This window comes from Tenacibaculum gallaicum (assembly GCF_003387615.1).
GTDB lineage: Bacteria > Bacteroidota > Bacteroidia > Flavobacteriales > Flavobacteriaceae > Polaribacter > Polaribacter gallaicus.
In genome coordinates this window covers 202,858-220,852 of record NZ_QUNS01000002.1, presented here as the reverse complement: position 1 = coordinate 220,852, position 17,995 = coordinate 202,858, and the positions used below count along the sequence as shown (strand labels likewise).

General features: G+C 32.0%; 24 protein-coding genes and 1 tRNA gene. 10 read left to right on the top strand and 15 right to left on the bottom strand.

The genetic code is table 11. The features are described from left to right. Positions 1 to 126 precede the first annotated feature (126 nt). The 3 genes from C7448_RS16145 to C7448_RS05380 all read left to right on the top strand — a co-directional run bounded on the left by C7448_RS16145 (position 127) and on the right by C7448_RS05380 (position 672). Positions 127 to 279 (top strand): SsrA-binding protein, encoded by a 153-nt coding sequence (locus tag C7448_RS16145; RefSeq protein WP_115900352.1) that lies wholly within the window; start codon positions 127 to 129, stop codon positions 277 to 279. Between the two features lie 11 nt (positions 280 to 290). After that, complete coding sequence (locus tag C7448_RS05385) at positions 291 to 524, top strand: putative signal transducing protein (RefSeq protein ID WP_115900351.1); 234 nt, start codon at positions 291 to 293, stop codon at positions 522 to 524. A 74-nt stretch (positions 525 to 598) separates the two neighbouring features. Next, positions 599 to 672 (top strand) — tRNA-Arg (locus tag C7448_RS05380). 53 nt (positions 673 to 725) lie between these two features. Here C7448_RS05380 and C7448_RS05375 read toward each other — a convergent pair. From C7448_RS05375 to C7448_RS05355, 5 genes are read right to left on the bottom strand one after another with little or no spacing between them, the layout of a single operon-like run. Then, positions 726 to 977, bottom strand: a complete 252-nt coding sequence (locus C7448_RS05375; protein WP_115900349.1) for a GNAT family protein — start codon at positions 975 to 977, stop codon at positions 726 to 728. Positions 978 to 992: 15 nt separating this feature from the next. Then, positions 993 to 1,415 carry a VOC family protein gene (locus C7448_RS05370; RefSeq protein ID WP_115900348.1) on the bottom strand — a complete coding sequence of 141 codons (423 nt, stop codon included), beginning with the start codon at positions 1,413 to 1,415 and terminating at the stop codon, positions 993 to 995. Between the two features lie 27 nt (positions 1,416 to 1,442). Further along, a complete protein-coding gene (locus tag C7448_RS05365; RefSeq protein ID WP_115900346.1) occupies positions 1,443 to 1,892 on the bottom strand; it encodes an SRPBCC domain-containing protein in 450 nt (149 codons plus the stop codon). A gap of 13 nt (positions 1,893 to 1,905) precedes the next feature. Beyond that, positions 1,906 to 2,310: a VOC family protein gene (locus tag C7448_RS05360; RefSeq protein WP_245939436.1), complete on the bottom strand. Its 405-nt coding sequence runs from the start codon at positions 2,308 to 2,310 to the stop codon at positions 1,906 to 1,908. A 5-nt stretch (positions 2,311 to 2,315) separates the two neighbouring features. Continuing rightward, positions 2,316 to 2,822, bottom strand: a complete 507-nt coding sequence (locus tag C7448_RS05355; RefSeq protein WP_115900344.1) for a DinB family protein — start codon at positions 2,820 to 2,822, stop codon at positions 2,316 to 2,318. Positions 2,823 to 3,009: 187 nt separating this feature from the next. On the opposite strand from C7448_RS05355, the gene C7448_RS05350 reads away from it, so the two are divergent. The 4 genes from C7448_RS05350 to C7448_RS05335 all read left to right on the top strand — a co-directional run bounded on the left by C7448_RS05350 (position 3,010) and on the right by C7448_RS05335 (position 5,895). Next, positions 3,010 to 3,990, top strand: a complete 981-nt coding sequence (locus C7448_RS05350) for a GlxA family transcriptional regulator (RefSeq protein ID WP_115900343.1) — start codon at positions 3,010 to 3,012, stop codon at positions 3,988 to 3,990. A 15-nt stretch (positions 3,991 to 4,005) separates the two neighbouring features. Then, entirely contained in the window at positions 4,006 to 4,818 is an 813-nt protein-coding gene (locus C7448_RS05345; RefSeq protein ID WP_211321885.1) for an AraC family transcriptional regulator, read from the top strand. 138 nt (positions 4,819 to 4,956) lie between these two features. Next, a complete protein-coding gene (locus C7448_RS05340; RefSeq protein ID WP_115900621.1) occupies positions 4,957 to 5,340 on the top strand; it encodes a VOC family protein in 384 nt (127 codons plus the stop codon). A 102-nt stretch (positions 5,341 to 5,442) separates the two neighbouring features. After that, positions 5,443 to 5,895, top strand: coding sequence for a carboxymuconolactone decarboxylase family protein (locus tag C7448_RS05335; protein ID WP_115900340.1), 453 nt, complete (start codon positions 5,443 to 5,445; stop codon positions 5,893 to 5,895). A gap of 87 nt (positions 5,896 to 5,982) precedes the next feature. Here the strand turns inward: C7448_RS05335 and C7448_RS05330 are convergent, their stop codons facing one another. The 5 genes from C7448_RS05330 to C7448_RS05310 form a co-directional block, all read right to left on the bottom strand. Next, positions 5,983 to 6,561 (bottom strand): YdeI/OmpD-associated family protein, encoded by a 579-nt coding sequence (locus C7448_RS05330; RefSeq protein WP_115900338.1) that lies wholly within the window; start codon positions 6,559 to 6,561, stop codon positions 5,983 to 5,985. Positions 6,562 to 6,568: 7 nt separating this feature from the next. Next, positions 6,569 to 6,949, bottom strand: a complete 381-nt coding sequence (locus C7448_RS05325) for a DoxX family protein (protein ID WP_115900336.1) — start codon at positions 6,947 to 6,949, stop codon at positions 6,569 to 6,571. Continuing rightward, a complete protein-coding gene (locus tag C7448_RS05320) occupies positions 6,946 to 7,416 on the bottom strand; it encodes an SRPBCC family protein (RefSeq protein WP_115900335.1) in 471 nt (156 codons plus the stop codon). The genes C7448_RS05325 and C7448_RS05320 overlap by 4 nt, the downstream gene beginning before the upstream one ends. A gap of 3 nt (positions 7,417 to 7,419) precedes the next feature. Then, positions 7,420 to 7,740: an ArsR/SmtB family transcription factor gene (locus tag C7448_RS05315; RefSeq protein ID WP_115900334.1), complete on the bottom strand. Its 321-nt coding sequence runs from the start codon at positions 7,738 to 7,740 to the stop codon at positions 7,420 to 7,422. Positions 7,741 to 7,853: 113 nt separating this feature from the next. After that, positions 7,854 to 8,825: a GlxA family transcriptional regulator gene (locus tag C7448_RS05310; protein WP_115900332.1), complete on the bottom strand. Its 972-nt coding sequence runs from the start codon at positions 8,823 to 8,825 to the stop codon at positions 7,854 to 7,856. A 113-nt stretch (positions 8,826 to 8,938) separates the two neighbouring features. Here C7448_RS05310 and C7448_RS05305 point away from each other — a divergent pair, with 113 nt between their 5' ends. Genes C7448_RS05305 through C7448_RS05295 form a run of 3 tightly spaced genes read left to right on the top strand, consistent with a single transcriptional unit; the run spans position 8,939 to position 10,198 of the window. Beyond that, positions 8,939 to 9,349: an SRPBCC family protein gene (locus C7448_RS05305; protein ID WP_115900331.1), complete on the top strand. Its 411-nt coding sequence runs from the start codon at positions 8,939 to 8,941 to the stop codon at positions 9,347 to 9,349. A gap of 28 nt (positions 9,350 to 9,377) precedes the next feature. Beyond that, positions 9,378 to 9,749: a DoxX family protein gene (locus tag C7448_RS05300; protein ID WP_115900330.1), complete on the top strand. Its 372-nt coding sequence runs from the start codon at positions 9,378 to 9,380 to the stop codon at positions 9,747 to 9,749. A 17-nt stretch (positions 9,750 to 9,766) separates the two neighbouring features. Continuing rightward, positions 9,767 to 10,198, top strand: coding sequence for a VOC family protein (locus tag C7448_RS05295; protein WP_115900329.1), 432 nt, complete (start codon positions 9,767 to 9,769; stop codon positions 10,196 to 10,198). A gap of 32 nt (positions 10,199 to 10,230) precedes the next feature. On the opposite strand, the gene C7448_RS05290 is transcribed toward C7448_RS05295, so the two are convergent. From C7448_RS05290 to C7448_RS05270, 5 genes are all read right to left on the bottom strand, one after another. After that, positions 10,231 to 10,677, bottom strand: a complete 447-nt coding sequence (locus C7448_RS05290) for a heavy-metal-associated domain-containing protein (protein ID WP_115900328.1) — start codon at positions 10,675 to 10,677, stop codon at positions 10,231 to 10,233. A gap of 13 nt (positions 10,678 to 10,690) precedes the next feature. Continuing rightward, the gene (locus C7448_RS05285; RefSeq protein ID WP_115900327.1) at positions 10,691 to 12,391 is read right to left on the bottom strand and encodes an efflux RND transporter periplasmic adaptor subunit; all 1,701 of its coding nucleotides are present in this window, start codon (positions 12,389 to 12,391) and stop codon (positions 10,691 to 10,693) included. A gap of 1 nt (position 12,392) precedes the next feature. Beyond that, positions 12,393 to 13,628, bottom strand: a complete 1,236-nt coding sequence (locus tag C7448_RS05280) for a TolC family protein (protein ID WP_115900326.1) — start codon at positions 13,626 to 13,628, stop codon at positions 12,393 to 12,395. Continuing rightward, the gene (locus C7448_RS05275) at positions 13,618 to 17,427 is read right to left on the bottom strand and encodes an efflux RND transporter permease subunit (RefSeq protein WP_115900620.1); all 3,810 of its coding nucleotides are present in this window, start codon (positions 17,425 to 17,427) and stop codon (positions 13,618 to 13,620) included. Before C7448_RS05275 ends, C7448_RS05280 begins: the two co-directional genes overlap by 11 nt. Before the next feature lie 106 nt (positions 17,428 to 17,533). Then, positions 17,534 to 17,953 carry an HYC_CC_PP family protein gene (locus tag C7448_RS05270; RefSeq protein WP_245939435.1) on the bottom strand — a complete coding sequence of 140 codons (420 nt, stop codon included), beginning with the start codon at positions 17,951 to 17,953 and terminating at the stop codon, positions 17,534 to 17,536. Positions 17,954 to 17,995 lie beyond the last annotated feature (42 nt).

The window sequence follows — 17,995 nt, the reverse complement described above, 5'->3', positions numbered from 1 at the left end:
GAATTTATCTTTTAAAAGATTAAACTAATTAAAACCTATACTTTTCATTTTAAACTTAGTAAAGTTTGGTTTTTCTCATCATAACAAATTATTTTTCGTTATTTTTGATAATAGAATCAACTACTAATGAGAAAAAGTTTTTTTAAGTTTTTAGCCAAACTAAACAAGGCTCTACTACCTTCCTTTACTAAGAAGGAATTGGATATATCGAAAGCATCAAAATTTCAATTGGCTATTATTGGATGGCGTGCTTATGTTACAATAAATTCGTTGAATTAAAATTTACCATTATGAACAAGCATATTAAAATTTTCTCAGGATCTCAAATCTTTGTGAATAGGTTAAGTCAATTACTTAATGAAATTGAAGTTCCGTATTTAGTAAAAGATAATAAAGAAGCTGGAAGAGTGGCTGGTTTTGGAACTTTAGGTAATTCAGTTGACGTATTTATCTATGAATCAGACCTTGAAAAAGCTCAAAGCACTATCGACGATTTTAAGCATCAAATAGAAGCGGGCAAATAGGTTGAAAATCTAGAAAAAAAATATTTTTTTGCTTTATATTTTAAAAAACATTCTTATATTTGCACCCGCAAAAAGGCCTCGTAGCATAACTGAATAGTGCACTTGATTACGGCTCAAGAGGTTGCAGGTTTGAATCCTGCCGAGGTCACAAAAACCCTGTTAGATATCTAACAGGGTTTTGCTTTTCCATAAATTTACACACTAACTTTCTACTACTGTTTTGTCTTTTACAACCACATCTTCCAGTACTTCAATGTCAAATCCATAATATCTTACTAATTTGATAGTTGGGTTAGGATCAATTATGTTATCTATAGACTCTATACGAAGTATATTATCACAACCTTCTAAGTCAAAATTTATTTTATAGTAAGAAAACTCCTTTTGGAGCTTATCCAAAAGGAGTGTTTCCTCTTCAACTGATTGTACAGATGTTCTAAAGACTTCTACCATTAAATTAAAAGTTAATTATACCGCTTCGTTGTAATTAATCATCCAGTAAACACCAAACTTATCTACAAAGCTTCCATAATAATCTCCCCAAAACTGGTCTTCCATAGGCATTTCAATTTTTCCACCAACAGATAAACCATTAAACAAACGATCAGCTTCTTCACGGCTTTTTGGATGCAGTGAAATATAGTTGTTGTTTCCTTTGTTAAGATTATGTCCCATTGAAGGTACGGTATCTGACGCCATTAAAATAGTATCGTTTGATAATGGTAACGAAATATGCATCGTACGTTTTCTCTCATTTTTTGGTAACTTTTCTACATCAGGAGCGTCGCTCATTTTCATATTTGCAATGAATTCACCACCAAATACCGATTTGTAAAAATTGAATGCTTGTTCTGCATCTCCGTCAAAATTTAAATAAGGATTTACTTTCATTTTTCTTGTTTTTAAGTTATGTTTATTCTAATTTTTCTTTTCTGCTAATTCTTTTATTTTATCCATTGCTTTTGGCCATGTATCTAAAAAGAAATTTTTATACTCTTCAACTACATCCATTTTTACTGTTAAATGTGTTTTGCCACTATCAACAGACTCTAACATATATGTTTCCGTAGCTCCAGCCCATTCTTTTGCTTCCTTACTTTCTAAGTTTTCTATATTGTTTTTAACAACTCCCAAATGCTCAAAGAGCATATACTTATTTGGCATCTTTTGTTTTATTTTACTTACCATTCCTCTACCGTCAGGTGTAAGAAATAGCACTTTACTCCCTTCTTTCCAATCTGTTTTTGCATAAGATCCTTGTGAGAAAATAGCTGTCCATAGAGAATAAATTTTATCGTCCCAAAGAACCTTCCACACCTTTTCAGGGCTAGTATTTATAGTTACTGTAAATTCTTGTTGCGCTTTCATAATAATAGTACCTTTAATTTAAATTGTAAAACAGATTAAATAAATGCCCATCTAAATCTTCAAACACACAAACGTAGTAACCGTTATCATCATAAAACTTTTTCTTATCTTTTCTAGGGTCAAAACGGATATATCCTCCTGCTTTTATTATTTTTTCTATCAATGCATTAAGTTCCTCTTTACTTTTAGCCAAAAGTGTAAACATTACTTCATTACTATTATTCAGATTTGCTATCTCACCTTCAAAGCTTTCTTTTAACTTTTCCTTTTTAAAAAAGTGGATTATAAACTCTTCTTCACCAAATAAAAAACTTACTATTTCATTTGTCGGAACTCCATTAAGTTTAAAGCCTAATGTCTGATAGAATTTTTGTGTACGCTCTATATCCTTTACTCCTAAATTTGCCCATATTTTCATTGTTTTTATAATTTTATGTTTCTTATAATTTGTTTTACTTGATAAATGTGACGCTGCGTGTGTGCTGTGTTAAATCCTATCCACTCAATTCGTGTAAATGGTCCATATTCAGGAATTTCAAAATCTAAGCAGAGTTTTGATAAATCCGTCTTCTTTGAGAAATCATTCACCCATTGTATTTTATTTTTTAACTCCGTCAACAAAATTTCTTTGTTAATGAACTCTTCGGTTGGTATAATTTCTTTAGGTGAATTCATTTTTATATCGAAATTCAAAAACAAGCGTTGTATTTCTGATAATTTTTCATACGGACTACGCTGTATATCTTTTACTTTTCCGTTTAAAACACCTGATACCTCATACGATTTCTTAAGGTGTTCTCCTACCTGTGCTACTGTCCAACCCCTTTCTTTTGTTTTTTTATTTAGTTGTTTTTCAGTTAACGATGAAATCAACCTTAACAATTCCATAGTTGCAGTGTTATATTCATTTAAAACGTCTTTATCATTCATTTTTTCTTGATTTGTAGGTGAGTAACATAGACAAAACAATTTCTCTATTCATTCCTTAATTATTTGATTACCAAAGATAAAAGGTCTTATCCGTACTTCAAAGGTATGTTCCCGACAATACCAAGGGTTGATTGCGACAAATGCTTATCTTATATTTGACATAGTTTAACTCCCTGAAACACAACTCATGAAACATATTTCTATTCTTGTGCCAGAAGGCGACTCTAGCTTAAGTAATTTAGAAGCTACTTATAAGATGTTTACCATGGCTAATGATGCCTTATTAAAAGCCGGTAAACAATCTTTGTTTGCAACATACCTTGTTGGCACCCACAAAAAAGCAAGGTTGAGCAATGGGGTATTTAGCATTATTCCTAACACAACAATTGCTGATGTACAAAAAACAGATTTAATTATTATTCCTGCTATTCATGGAGATTATGCTCAAGTAGTTTCAAAAAACAGTGCTTTTATTCCTTGGATAAAAAAACAATATGCTAATGGTGCTGAAGTTGCGAGTCTTTGTATAGGTGCTTTTTTATTAGCCAGCACAGGGTTGCTTAACGGTCAAGACTGTGCAACACATTGGTTGGCTGCTGATGAATTTAGAAAAATGTTTCCTGATGTTAATCTTGTTGATAATAGGATTATTACTGATGAAAACGGCTTATACACAAGCGGTGGAGCTTATTCTTCTTTAAATTTAAACATTTATTTGGTAGAAAAGTTTGCAGGACGTGAAATGGCTGTTCTTTCTTCTAAAATTTTCGAAATAGATATTAATCGAAATAGTCAGTCTCCTTTTATTATCTTTAAAGGTCAGAAATCTCATAACGATAAAGATATTTTAAAAATTCAGGAACATATTGAACAAAATTATCAGCAAAAAATAACTGTTGATGAGCTTTCTGAAAAAATAGCTGTAAGTCGTAGAACTTTTGAAAGACGTTTTAAAAAAGCAACTGCCAATACTGTAATGGAATATGTACAACGTGTTAAAATAGAAGCTGCTAAAAAAGAGTTTGAAAGAGGTAATAAAACGGTTAACGAAATAATGTACGAAGTTGGTTATAATGACCCTAAAGGCTTTAGAGAAGTTTTTAAGAAGGTTACAAACATGACTCCTTCTGAATATGCTAACAAATATCGCAAAGCAGTTTATGTTTAATTTTAAATAATACATTTGACATCTTTTCAATCCATAAAAAACTTCTATAAACCCATACAACCATCGGTTAATTCTAAAACTAATAACATCTCATATATTGAGTTAAAACCTGATATCAGGTTAGAGAACTATATTTATTGTTTTTGGCAATTAAAAACTAAAGAACCATTACAAAATCCTTTCTCTTATCGAGTTGTTTCTGACGGTTGTATTGATATTTTCTTTAACAAAAAGCATATTTCTGAAAGCTTTATAATGGGTTTTTGCAGAAAATATGTTGAGTTTCCTATCGGGAATGATTTTGATTATATAGGAATTCGTTTTTTTCCTTCAGTTTTTCCTTTATTATTTAAAATTAATGCTAAAGAGCTAAGTAATCAATCACAAGAACTAAAACTTTTTTTACCTCACTTATCCGAATGGATACAAACAACTATAAGTTCGAGAAGCTCGTTAGAAAGCATTGTGAAACTCCTTAATTTTAGGTTTATAAACCTAACTCAAAGTCAATCTATACAAAACGATTCTCGTTTTTTTAAAGCTTTATCTCTTATTTTTCATCATAAAGGTTATTTAGATATTGAAAAAGATTTGAATACTGGTTTAAGTACTCGTCAATTACAAAGAGTTTTTAATTATTACATTGGCACAACTCCTAAAGCTTTTAGTAATGTTGTTCGGTTTCAACAAGTTTTAAACGAAACCACATCTACACAAAGTTTGAAGAACAACAAACTTTATTTAGACCTAGGTTTTTTTGATCAAGCTCACTTTATTAAACACTTTAAAACATTTTATGGTGTACCCCCCTCTAAAGCTCTTTTTTAAAATCTGTCCGATTTATACAATCAAGCTAAAACTCTTGACACTAAATTTGTTTCAACAAAAATGTAGCACATGAAAAAATTAATAATAATCGGGTTGATACTAACTGTTGTATCTATCAACGCACAAACATTCAAAAAAATGAAACTAAACGCAGGAATTATAACCGAAAAACTACAAGAAACTAAAAAATTTTATACTCAAACATTAGGTTTTGGAGTTACTTTTGAAAATGATTTTTACCTTCTATTACATTCACCTAATAAATCTTCAGAAATTAGTTTCTTACTTCCAAATCATCCTAGTCAAAAACCTATTTTTCAATCGGCATTTAACGGTAAAGGAGTATATTTAACTATTGAAGTAGAAAATGTAGACAGTTACTACAAACAGCTAAAAGAAAAAGGAACACCTATTGAAATTGAGTTAAGAGATGAACCTTGGGGTGATAGGCATTTTGCAATTATTGATCCCAACGGAATAGGAATTGATATTGTTACTTATTCTAAACCCGAAAAAAAATAAAATGCTTCTTTATAGCTTTAACATACAGTATTACGTTTCTTAAATTGGCTTAAGTTTTAATATTACTGGGAATAATACCTTTGGTTTATAAAATTAAAAATTATGAAACAAAGACTAAACATTCAAGAATTAGAGCCTAATGCTTATAATGCAATCTTAGAAATTTACAAATACCTTGAAACAACAACTCTTTCAAAAAAGAGTAAAAACCTTATAAAAATAAGAGCTTCACAAATTAACACATGTGCTTATTGTATAGAAATGCATACTACGGAGGCTTTAAAAAACGGAGAATCGCAAAACAGAATTTTTGCTTTAAGTGCTTGGAGAGAATCTCCTTTGTTTTCTGAGAAAGAAAAAGCTTTATTGGCTGCTACTGATGAAGTAACACTAATAAGCAACAACGGATTAACAGAAGACACCTTTCAGAAACTTAAGGAGTACTTTAACGCTAATGAAATAGCTCAAATTATTATACAAATAGGGGAAATTAATATTTGGAACCGTATCGCAGTATCTACACAGATGTTTCACACAACTTCTAACGTTTTATAGTCTATTATAAGACTTCGTAACAATATTAATTTATCAAGTTTTTATCTAAGTTTTCTATAGAGCTACTTTTTTAGGTAGCTCTATTTCTTACCTTTCGTTGTACCCTTTTCCTTCAATCATTTTTGGGATAGACTTCTCTATTCTTGACAAGCGTGTTTTTGATTGTTTAGCTTGAGAAAAATACAACAAGTAACTTCTTTGTCTTCCTGGGGTTAGTTCTTCAAAAATTGTTTGTATATCTGGATTTTCTTGCAGTACTTCTTTAAACTCATTTACCATTTCGAATTCTGAAGTTTTCTTAGTTTTTACTTTTAAGCCTGCTTTTTCAACCTCTATAGCTTCGAAGATATATGCTTTGATAGTTGATATTAAATTTATAATTTCTTCTGGCTTTGTAAACCTAATTTGACGAGCCGATTGTACATTTTCTGTTTGTTGAATTAAAATATTACCTGTGTCTTTTAATAATGCTCCTTTATGAAAAAGTAATGCACAATAATCTTTAAAACCATGAATTAACACTATGTTTTTTCCTTGAAAGGTATAACAAGGGTGCATCCATTTAAAATCTTCTTCAAGACCACAATCCAAACAAATTTGTCGTAACAATTTTGTTTCTTCTTGCCATTTTTTTATGTTTTCTATATACTTATCTACTTTTTCCATTTCAAACTTACTTTATAATTCTTTTTATTTTTCTACTATCTGGTCTTAAATACCAAGATAAAACAGTTATTACTAACAATATTAAAGATGGTATTGCTTCAGTAAAAGTTTGCCCTACGGCTATATGAGAAACTGCAGCTCCAGACATAGCAAAGAAAAAGCCTGCATACGCCCATTCTTTTAATAGAGTTAATTTAGGAGCTAGAATAACAATTACTCCTAATATTTTCCACACACCTAAAATGCTCAATAAATATAACGGGTATCCTAACGCTTTAACAATTTCATTGTATCCTCCAATTTGTAACATCTGTTGAATACCTCCTGCGAGCATTCCTATTGATAGAAATATTGTCAATACCCAATACGTAATGTTTTTTACTTTCATACTTTAGATAATTTATTTACAACTTCTTCTAATCGTTGATGTGCCCAATTAATGCCCATTTTAAATGGAAGTTTTAAATTTTCATCTCTATATTTAACCGATTGGTAAATTACTTTCTTAATAAGCTTACTCTTACTATCCGTTAATTTTTCGAACGTAAAAACTTCTAACTGCACACCAAAAGGCATACTATCCATCTCAAAAGTTCTAATAATTTTTTTCTGAGGAATAAACTCGTGAATAACTCCTTTTATCAAATGTTTATTTCCTGCTCCATCAGTCGTTTCAAACTGATAGCTTCCATTTGCTTTACTTTCAAGTTTTAGCACCTTGGTCCCCATCCATTGTTCAATGATTTCAGGATCAACGTACGCCATAAATAAGTGTTCTATAGGCAAGTCAAATATTCTATTTATTAAAATCTCTTGTTTCCCAGCTTCAGCTGTAACTTTGGTCTTCTGCTCCATATTTTATTTTTTTTTATAGTTTTTCATAACAGACTCTAACTTATTATACCGTTCATCCCAAAACTCTCTAAAAGGCTCAATAAAAGCTGCTATTTCTTTCATTCCCTCTGGATTTAAATGATAATATATCTCTCTACCTTTATGCTCCTGTTTCAGAATATCACATTCAGATAGTATTTGTATATGCTTAGAAATTGTTTGCCTTGAATACTCAAAATTATTAGCTATTGCAGATGGTGTCATTGCTTGAAGCGCTACTAAAGAAATAATAGTTCTACGAGTTGGGTCTGCTATAGCTTGAAATACATCTCTTCTTAACTTCATTACACAGTTATTTAACTGCTAAAATAAAAGAAGTTATTTGACTGCGCAATTTTTTTAAAAAAAGTAATCAACTAATATTCAAAACTATAAACTTCAAAACACTTATTAAAAGATTAACTTCCTTTACTATACTTGTTTCTATACTCAATAGGTGTGAGTCCTGTAATCTTTTTAAAAACATTTCTAAAAGCTTTGGTATCCGAATACCCTACTTCATACATTACCTCTGTAATATTTTTTCTAGTACTTTCAAAATGTCTTTTGGCTGCTTCAATTTTTACACGTTGATGATACTGGATAATGGTATTATTAGTAGCTTGTTTAAAACGTCTTTCAAAACTTCTTCTACTAACCGCTACTAAACTAGCCATGTCATCTACAGTAATTTTATCTTTATAATTTGCTTCTATATACTCTTGCACTTTTATAACCTCCAAGTCATTATGGTTTTTTTGCCCTGTAAACATTGTAAATGCAGACTGACTGTCTCTATCGATATCAATTGCAAAGTATTTGGAAGCTAAAATAGCCGTATCTCTATCAGTATACTTTTCTAAAAGATATAATAATAAGTTCCAATAAGAGTTTGCTCCTCCACTAGAATAAATACCATTTTCTTCGGTAATAATACTACCGTCTCTCACCTCAACATCTGGAAAAGTTTCTTGAAACTCGTTGTAAAAAGCCCAATGTGTAGAACATTTCTTCCCATTCAAAATTCCTGTTGAAGCTAATAAAAACGCACCAACACATAATGAGGCCACTTCAGTTCCTTTTTTATAATGTTTTACAATCCAAGGAATGGCTTCTTCATTAAGTTTAACCGCTGTTTTCATATCTCCAAAAAGCGCCGGTATTATAATAAGATCTGTTTGAGTAACTTCTTGTAATAACTTATTTGTATGGACAGAAAACATCCCATTATTAAAACTAATTTCTTTTTTACTCCCTACAAGGTTTACCTTAAAAAGGGGTTCTCGATTATTAGATCTTAAAAAATCATTTGCTGCAGAAAACATGTATTGCGGATCAGCAACAGATTCTATTACAGCGGACTCTGGAACAAGGATAGAAACGTTTTTCATAAAACAAATATAAGAAATTGGCGTAATTAGCCCTTAAAAATGCCGTTATACCACCCAAAGAAAGCTTTAAATTAATTTCATCTTTGTAGTATTAACATTAACACCTTAAAATCATGGAACAAATAACAGTTAAAACAACAATTAAAGGAACTCCTAACAAAGTATGGGATATATGGACAACTCCAAAGCATATAAAAACATGGAATACAGCTTCTGAAGATTGGCATACTACTCGTGCTGAAAACGATTTAAAAGTTGGAGGAAAATTCTTATCAAGAATGGAAGCTAAAGATGGAAGCTTTAGTTTCGATTTTACCGGTACTTACGATGAAGTAAGCCCTCTTGAGTGTATTGCATACACCATGGATGATGGTAGAAAGGCAAAAACAAACTTTACATCAAAAGAAGACTATACTGAAGTTATAACAGTTTTTGATGCAGAAACTCAAAACTCTATTGATGTACAAAAAGGAGGATGGCAAGCTATTTTAGATAATTTTAAAAAGTATGTAGAAAACCAATAAGGTTAACTAAGTATAAAAACTTATTATTATGAAAACTAAAAAAACTATATTTTGGATAACTACTATTATCATCGTTCTATTTGAAGGTCTTATGCCTGCATTATTTTCTCAAACGGAACTGGCAAAAGAAGGAATTAAACACTTAGGGTATCCACAATATTTCGGGAATGCTTTAGTTGTTTTTAAAATATTAGGAGCTCTCGTTTTAATAATTCCTAAACTACATAAAACAATAAAGGAATGGGCATATGCTGGTTTTAGCTTTGTTTTTTTATTTGCTGCTATAAGTCATGCTGCTATTGATGGACTTACTCTTAATTCCTTTTTACCAATTATAGCACTTGGTATTTTAGTCTTGTCTTATATCAATTATCATAAAATAAATACTATAACCAATTGATTCACTAACTTTAAATAATGAGCCAATTAATAACTTATCTTACGTTTAATGGTAATTGCAGAGAAGCAATGCTTTTTTACCAAAATTGCTTGGGTGGTGAATTATATTTTCAAACCTTAGAAGACTCACCTAAAACTGAGAATCTTCCTAACAATTATAAAAAATATATTATACAGGCTTTTCTTAAAAAAGAAAATATGTTATTAATGGGTACTGATTTATTTGATGAAGATAAATTATTACAAGGAAACACTATCTCTATCCTTCTAAAAAGCAACAATGAAACTGAGATAAGACAATACTATTCAAGTTTAGCCGAAAAGAAAACAATGGCTTTGCCATTAAAGAGAAACCATTGGGGCCATTTATTTGGAAGTATAACCGATAAATACGGAATACGTTGGTTATTTAGTTGTAGTAAGAAAGAAAAAAGTGTAACGACGTTTTAAGTTCGTTACACTTTTTAGAATAGTGTCAAAAATTAGTGATTAGACATTTCATCTGCTTTTACATCACCTTTTAAGCTCATTTCCATATTGTGATCGTATTGACAACAACCTGGTAAATCACCATAAGCTTCATCACTTCCTGAAACTTTATCAGTATCGTAACCAGATGCTGCAACTGCATTGTGAATAGCATCTAAATTCGTTTTTGAATCATCAAACGATACATTTATTTGTTTTTTTAATTTGTCCCAATCTGCCGATGCTACTCCATCAACATCATTTACTGCTTTTTCAATTGTGCTTTCACACATTCCACAATTACCTCTTACTCCAAAAATTGCTGTAGTCATTGCTACTTCTTTAGCTGAAGTTTGCTCTGTTTGTACTTCTTTTGTTTCTGTTTCTTTTTTAGCTTCATTTTTACAACTTGCTAAACCAATAGTAGCCAACATAGCCACTCCTAAGATTACTTTTCTCATTTTGAATTGAAATTTAATTATTATTTATTGTTTCTTTTACTTCACCACATTTTAGCATCATATCACCAAAATACGGATTTAACACTTGTTTTTCTTTACTTAACCAATAAGCTCCTTTATCACTATCTGCCATAGGACAGTATTGTTTATAAGTGACTTCATTAATTCCGAAAGACTGAACTGCTTTAATAAAATTATCAGATACTATTTTAAAATACTTTCGTTGTATAGCAACATCAGCTGTTTTTGCTATTTCCTCATTACTTGATTTTAATGCAGGAATTAATTGCATCCATTGTTGATGTGCTTTTTTGTTAGTTAGCAACTTCATGTCTATCGATATTAAGTCTTTTTGCAGGTTTTCAGCACTGGTTTTTGCAGCGTCAGCATCCGTTTTTACTAAAGCATCTTTTAACTCTATATAACCTTCATAAGCATTTTGAAGCTGCTCTTTAAACTTTTTAGGCGTGTTAAAAGATTCTGTAATTTCTTTAGTATGATTCATCATTGATTTCTTTCCTTGTAATTGTGCTGAAGCATCTATTGTAAATACTCCATTCGTCACAATCTCCTCTCCTGACTCTAATCCTTTTTTTATTTGATAATTCTCACCTACTCTTCCTCCTAACACAATCTCACGCATCTCAAAAATTGGTTGGCTTGCATCTGGTTTTACATATACAACTGAACGCTTTCCTGTCCACAATACTGCTGTTGCAGGAATACTTAATTGTTGTTCAGTTTGTTTTTCTCCAGCTTCCACTTTCCCCGTAACAAACATTGCTGGTTTAAACTTTCCTTTACTGTTATTCAATACAGCACGCATGGTTACTGTACGAGTTTCTGGATTTAACACAGGGTCGATAAATGAAACTTTTGCATTAAATGTTTCATTGGGATACGCATTTGTAGTAATTGCTATACTTTGCCCTACTTTAAAATTACTGATTTGATTTTCATATACATCAAAATTTGCCCATACCGAATTCAAATTAGCTATTTTCAATAAAGCTTGTCCTTGACTTACATAATCTCCTTGTTCTACTAATTTTTCTGACACCGTACCGGAAACCGTAGCATATACAGGAAAATTTTCTTTGACTTTTCCTGTTTTCTCTATCTGATTGATTTGTTTCTCTGATAGCTTCCATAATTTCAGTTTATTCCTAACTGCTTTGTACAATGCGGGTTGATTTTCTTTTACAGAAGCTGCTGTTAACAATTCTTGCTGCGCTTTTACCAATTCTGGAGAGTATACCGTTGCTAATAACTGACCTTTGTTTATTTTCTCTCCTGTAAAATTCACATTCAAACGTTCTATTCTTCCTGCAAAATAGCTTACCTGTACTGCATTCGACTTTTCGTTTTCTGCTATTTTTCCTGATAGTGTAATTGTATTATCAGCATTGATAGCATCACCAATCACAGTAGTTTGTACGTTCGCCAACGCCAATGCATTTTTAGTTAATTTAAACTGATTTGCCGCCAATCCATCTGCACTAGCTTCCGCAGGAATTAAATCCATCCCACAAATAGGGCAATCTCCTGGTTCTGGTTGCATAATTTGTGGATGCATAGAACAAGTCCACATTTTATTCTTCTCTACTGTATTATGATCGTGTGCTGCTTCATTATTTGAAGAACCTCCAAAAAGCAGCCATCCTAAGAACAGTCCAGCGATTAAAATTGCTATATAAACTATATATTTTTTCATCTTATTTAATTAAATAATTAATTATGGTACTTTCTGTGTAGTAATTTACTTCTGATGTAATCATATTCATTTGAAATTTCAATTGTAATTCCTGAATATCTAACACATCGTTAAAATCTATTGTTCCTGTCTCGTAACTTTTTACTAAGATTTGTTCTGCATTTTTTGCTTGCTCTAAATTTTTAAGTTGTGTTCGATAACTTATTACAGATGATTTTCTATCTGAAACCGCTCTGTACAACACAGACTCTAAAGTATTATACCGTTGTTCCTTTTGTGAAAGAATTTCCTCTTGTTGTAACTTATTCTGTTTACTCAGAGATTTATTTTTCTTATTGAAAATAGGAATTGACAACGACACCATTGGCATTATAATATCCTTGCCATTATCTGCCATATCCATGTCTGTACGTTTTTCAACATTTACATAATCAAGTCCAAAACCTATCATAGGTTGTTTTTCTTTTTGGTTTAAGAACTCTGATTTTTCTACGGAGGTGTACAACTTATCAAACTTCATCAACTCTGGATGTAACTTTAAAGTACCTGGCTGTATTTTAGCTACTTTTGTCGGAATTTGTACATTATCAACTACTGAAACTGGTGTGTTAACATCTTGATTCAATAATTTATTAAATGCTTTCTGCATTCCTAAAAAAGTTTCTTGCAATACTTCTTTTTGTTGTGCTAACTCGTTTTGTCTTATTTGTAACCTTAACACATCTACTGCAGATGCTTTTCCTACTTCAACTGAAGTTAATGCTAACTTTTCATAGGTTTCTAGTAATGCTATATTCTCCTTTAACACTTTTTGTTTTGCTTTAACTTCATAAAGCTTGTAATACGATTGCGTTACTGATGTTGCTAGTTTACGTTTCACTACTACAATATCTTGATAAGCAGCATCTGCTAATGAAGACACATAGTTTTCTCGTGCAGTTATGGTTCCGAAGAAAGGAATCATTTGTTTTACAGACAACTTAAATCGTTGTGGACCTGTACGTGTTTCTGGTGTGCTAACAAAGTATCCTGCTCCAAACTCTGTATTGGGCAGTGTATTTACCTCCGTTTTTTTCTCTGAAATACGCTTGTACTGTGTATCAAACTGCTGTACTTCAGGGTTATTTTCTAAGGCTATGTTTATGTATTCCTGTAAGTCTTGTCCTTGCATCTTAAAAACAAAGATTATCGAAACAAGAAACAAGACTATCTTTTTATTTTCTATTTTAAAACTCATCTCCTTTTATTTTTCGTTTTAATAAAAACTCTTCTCTCCAACTATACAGTACTGGTACTATAAAATACGAAGTAACATCTATAATCATTCCTCCAAAAGCAGGAATCGCCATCGGAATCATAATATCACTACCTCTTCCTGTAGAAGTTAATACTGGCAACAAGGCTAAAATTGTTGTTGCTGTTGTCATTAAACAAGCTCTAATACGTTTGTTTCCTCCGTGTAATGCAGAAGCTCGAATAGCTTCAATAGTTTGAGGTTTATCTTTAGTAAACGTCTGTTTTAAGTAGGTTGCCATTACTACACCATCATCAGTTGCAATTCCAAACAATGCTATAAACCCTACCCAAACAGCAACACTTAAATTAATTGGATGCATTTGAAATAACTCTCGCAAGTTTTCTCCAAATACACTAAAATTCAAGAACCAATCTTGCCCGTATAACCACATCATGATAAATCCTCCTGCAAAAGCGACTGTAATTCCTGTAAACACCATTAACGAAGTAGCTACTGAACGGAATTGAAAATACAGTATTAAAAAGATAATCATCAATGCCAATGGTACTACTACTGACAATGTTTTTTCTGCTCTTAATTGATTTTCATAGGTTCCTGTAAACTGATATGATATTCCTTTAGGAACGACTAGTTCTCCTGAATCTACCTTTTGTTGAATTGCTTTTTGAGCAGCCTCTACTACATTTACCTCAGCAAAACCATCTAATTTATCAAACAATACATATCCTATTAAAAACGTGTCTTCACTTTTAATCATTTGAGGTCCTTGTTCGTAACGAATCGTTGCTAATTCACTTAGCGGAACTGGAGTTCCTTTGGCTACTGGTACGTAAATATTTTCTAAATCGGTTGGATTAGATCGTAACTCTCTTGGATAGCGAACTCGAATTCCATAGCGTTCTCTCCCTTCTACCGTTTGCGATAATTGCATACCTCCTACAGCTCCTTTCAACACATCTTGTACGGTTTGAACGGCAATTCCGTAGCGAGCTAATTTCTCTCTATCAATATCAATTAGCAGGTAAGGTTTTCCTACAATTCTATCAGCAAAAACAGCTTCTTTTTTAACACCTTCTACTTTCTTTAAAACTCCTTCAAGCTTTACACCAAAAGCTTCAATTTGTTTTAAATCTTGTCCTTTTACTTTGATTCCCATCGGTGCACGCATTCCTGTTTGTAACATAACCAATCGAGTTTCGATAGGTTGCAGTTTTGGTGCAGATGTTACTCCTGGCAGCTTCGTTGCTTTTACAATTTCATTCCAAATATCATTGGGTGATTTGATATGCGGACGCCAGTTTCGGAAGAACTCTCCATCTTCATCAGGAATAAGTTCCTCTTTTGCATTAACAGTTTGCCTCGCTTCACCTTCTTTCACTTGTAATGACGTTCCGTTTTTCAATACAAAATCACCATTTTCATCGACCTTAAATCGTTGACGTTCTCCTTCAGCATTTAAAGCATATTCTGGCTTGTAATTAATTACGTTTTCATACATCGATAAAGGTGCGGGGTCTAATGCAGAATCTGTTCTTCCTGCCTTACCAACTACCGTTGCTATTTCCGGAATATTAGCGACTGCCATATCTAGTTGTTGTAATACCCGCTTATTTTCTTCTACACCTGAGTGCGGCATAGAAGTTGGCATCAATAAAAATGACCCTTCATTTAACGAAGGCATAAACTCTTTTCCTGTGTTCTTAAAAATAAGGAATCCGCAAATTAACACTGTTAATGGAATGGTTAAAAACAGTCCTTTATTATTCAATGCCCATTGTAATATCTGATTGTACTGTTTTTGAAGTAAACTGAAAAAGCCTAACAATCCAAAACAAATAAGTGCTACAAATAAAAGATTGGTAACAATACTTTTATCAACTCCTAAAGGTCTCCAATACTCTGCTAACAAACCAACAATTGCTAGTGCTGAAATAATAATATTGATAGTGTTTACTGACAGTGTAAAGCTATACTTGGAAAACGAAAAATGAGTTGTTGTTTTTCCTGAGTAATTACTCCAGAACTGTACAACTCCGAAAGCTGTTAATGCAATTCCTAGCCAGTTTCCGTAAAACATAGCGATAATACCCAACACAATTAAAACTCCATTTAACATGTACTTAAAGTTTTTCGTTAGCTCTTTTTTTCTGAATAAAATAGCTGCGAATGGTGGTATTAAAAACAATGCTACTACAATCGCCGCTATTAATGCGAACGTTTTGGTAAATGCTAGTGGACGGAATAATTTTCCTTCAGCACCAATCATCGTAAACACCGGAATAAAACTGATAATCGTTGTCATTACTGCAGTTACAATTGCTCCTGAAACTTCAGCTGTTGCATTATATACTATTTGATTGATGGATAGAGATTCCTTGTCATTCGTACCTCGTTCTGTCGGAATGACTTCTTTTCCTTCTATTCTCTCTTTTCTATTCTCTCTTTTCTCTAAATGGCTAATAATATTTTCGGAGAGTATGACCCCGACATCTACCATGGTTCCAATAGCAATTGCAATTCCTGATAAAGCTACGATGTTTGCATCAACTCCAAAGGCTTTCATCGCAATAAAAACCATCAATACTGCCACTGGTAACAGTCCTGATATTAATATAGAAGCTCGTAAATTGAAGACCATCACAACAATTACTAATATGGTAATGAGTATTTCTAACGTAAGTGCTTCGTTCAACGTATCTAAAGTTTCATGGATTAACTCAGTACGATCATAAAACGGAACTATTGTTAATTGAGAAGTTCTACCGTCTTTTAACTCCTTACTTGGTAAACCTGCACTTAATTCTTTAATCTTCGCTTTTACATTGGTAATTACCTCTAAAGGATTCGCTCCGTAGCGTGATACAACCACACCTCCTACTACCTCAGCACCCTCTTTATCTAAAATTCCTCTACGAGGCTCAGCTCCTAATGATACTTTTGCGATATCTTTTACTCGTATTGAAGTATAGTTTTTAGCTGTAACTACAGCGTTCTCAATATCTGCTATTGACTTTACATATCCTAAGCCACGGACTAAATACTCTGCTTGATTTATTTCTATCGTTTGCGCTCCAATATCTTGATTACTTTGCTTTACAGCTGTTACAATTTGTTGTAAACTGATATTGTATTGACGCATCAACTCTGGTTTTACATCAATTTGATATTCTTGTACATAACCACCAATAGAACTTACTTCTGACACGCCATTTGAAGATGACAAGGCGTATTTCACATAATAATCTTGTACACTACGTAACTCATTTAAGTCCCAACCTCCGGTTACATTTCCATCTTCATCACGCCCTTCAAGTGTGTACCAAAAAATTTGACCTAAACCTGTTGCATCGGGTCCTAATGACGGACTTACTCCTTCTGGTAATAAGTTACTTGGTAATGAATTTAATTTTTCAAGAATTCTAGAGCGACTCCAATAAAAGTCAACATCTTCATCAAAAATTACATAGATGCTTGAAAGTCCAAACATAGAGGAACTACGAATAGTTTTCACCCCTGAAATTCCAAGCAAAGAAGTGGTTAACGGGTACGTTATTTGATCTTCTATATCTTGTGGGGATTGTCCGTCCCACTTTGTAAAAACAATTTGTTGATTTTCACCAATATCAGGTATTGCATCAACCGCTACAGGATCGTTTGGTAAAAATCCTGTATTAAAATTAAATGGTGTATTTACAGTTCCCCATCCTACAAATAAAACGAGTAATATAACTGCTACCAGTTTGTTTTCTATTAAAAATTTAATGCTTTTATTCAGCATAAAAAATGATTTTAAACAATTAAACATTGATGTTTTAAAAAACATCGAATACGACAAATCATCATATTGAATTTCTCAAAAGGACAAATAGTTATTGTTTAAAAAATCAAATTAAATATACTTCATCAAGCACATGAATATCCTTGATGACCAGTGGAGGCACATAATTTTTAAAAGGGACCACTTTATCGTGAATTCCTTCAAATAAAATATTATAGCTGTAGTAAAATGAAGCTATAAAAACTTGTTGATCGAAAGATAATTGATCAAAAGAAGTAATTTTTAACGTATCTTGACCTTCAACTACTGAAGCCACATCTTGACAACAGTTCTTTTTCTTTACTGAACAGTCTTTAGATTTTGTTTCTTGCTTCATATCCATTCCGCAAGATTCAGCTTTTACAAAATAGCTTGTACCTACTAGCATGTCTCCACAAAAGTGACTGTTAACAGTAAACGACATTGTAGATAACAACACTACAAAAGCCATTAAAATAGACGCTATTTTATGAAATGCTTTTTTCATTTTACATTACAAAAGTACAAAATTTTAAATTTCAAATACTTA

Coding starts and splice junctions, on each gene's coding strand:
- C7448_RS05365 (WP_115900346.1), bottom strand. CDS start 1,892: ATGAAAGCGCAACAAGAATTTACAGTAACTATAAATACTAGCCCTGAA.
- C7448_RS05280 (WP_115900326.1), bottom strand. CDS start 13,628: ATGAGTTTTAAAATAGAAAATAAAAAGATAGTCTTGTTTCTTGTTTCG.
- C7448_RS05370 (WP_115900348.1), bottom strand. CDS start 1,415: ATGAAAGTAAATCCTTATTTAAATTTTGACGGAGATGCAGAACAAGCA.
- C7448_RS05270 (WP_245939435.1), bottom strand. CDS start 17,953: ATGAAAAAAGCATTTCATAAAATAGCGTCTATTTTAATGGCTTTTGTA.
- C7448_RS05325 (WP_115900336.1), bottom strand. CDS start 6,949: ATGAAAGTAAAAAACATTACGTATTGGGTATTGACAATATTTCTATCA.
- C7448_RS05330 (WP_115900338.1), bottom strand. CDS start 6,561: ATGGAAAAAGTAGATAAGTATATAGAAAACATAAAAAAATGGCAAGAA.
- C7448_RS05320 (WP_115900335.1), bottom strand. CDS start 7,416: ATGGAGCAGAAGACCAAAGTTACAGCTGAAGCTGGGAAACAAGAGATT.
- C7448_RS05355 (WP_115900344.1), bottom strand. CDS start 2,822: ATGAATGATAAAGACGTTTTAAATGAATATAACACTGCAACTATGGAA.
- C7448_RS05300 (WP_115900330.1), top strand. CDS start 9,378: ATGAAAACTAAAAAAACTATATTTTGGATAACTACTATTATCATCGTT.
- C7448_RS05275 (WP_115900620.1), bottom strand. CDS start 17,427: ATGCTGAATAAAAGCATTAAATTTTTAATAGAAAACAAACTGGTAGCA.
- C7448_RS05315 (WP_115900334.1), bottom strand. CDS start 7,740: ATGAAGTTAAGAAGAGATGTATTTCAAGCTATAGCAGACCCAACTCGT.
- C7448_RS16145 (WP_115900352.1), top strand. CDS start 127: ATGAGAAAAAGTTTTTTTAAGTTTTTAGCCAAACTAAACAAGGCTCTA.
- C7448_RS05385 (WP_115900351.1), top strand. CDS start 291: ATGAACAAGCATATTAAAATTTTCTCAGGATCTCAAATCTTTGTGAAT.
- C7448_RS05305 (WP_115900331.1), top strand. CDS start 8,939: ATGGAACAAATAACAGTTAAAACAACAATTAAAGGAACTCCTAACAAA.
- C7448_RS05290 (WP_115900328.1), bottom strand. CDS start 10,677: ATGAGAAAAGTAATCTTAGGAGTGGCTATGTTGGCTACTATTGGTTTA.
- C7448_RS05285 (WP_115900327.1), bottom strand. CDS start 12,391: ATGAAAAAATATATAGTTTATATAGCAATTTTAATCGCTGGACTGTTC.
- C7448_RS05360 (WP_245939436.1), bottom strand. CDS start 2,310: ATGAAAATATGGGCAAATTTAGGAGTAAAGGATATAGAGCGTACACAA.
- C7448_RS05295 (WP_115900329.1), top strand. CDS start 9,767: ATGAGCCAATTAATAACTTATCTTACGTTTAATGGTAATTGCAGAGAA.
- C7448_RS05350 (WP_115900343.1), top strand. CDS start 3,010: ATGAAACATATTTCTATTCTTGTGCCAGAAGGCGACTCTAGCTTAAGT.
- C7448_RS05310 (WP_115900332.1), bottom strand. CDS start 8,825: ATGAAAAACGTTTCTATCCTTGTTCCAGAGTCCGCTGTAATAGAATCT.
- C7448_RS05335 (WP_115900340.1), top strand. CDS start 5,443: ATGAAACAAAGACTAAACATTCAAGAATTAGAGCCTAATGCTTATAAT.
- C7448_RS05375 (WP_115900349.1), bottom strand. CDS start 977: ATGGTAGAAGTCTTTAGAACATCTGTACAATCAGTTGAAGAGGAAACA.
- C7448_RS05340 (WP_115900621.1), top strand. CDS start 4,957: ATGAAACTAAACGCAGGAATTATAACCGAAAAACTACAAGAAACTAAA.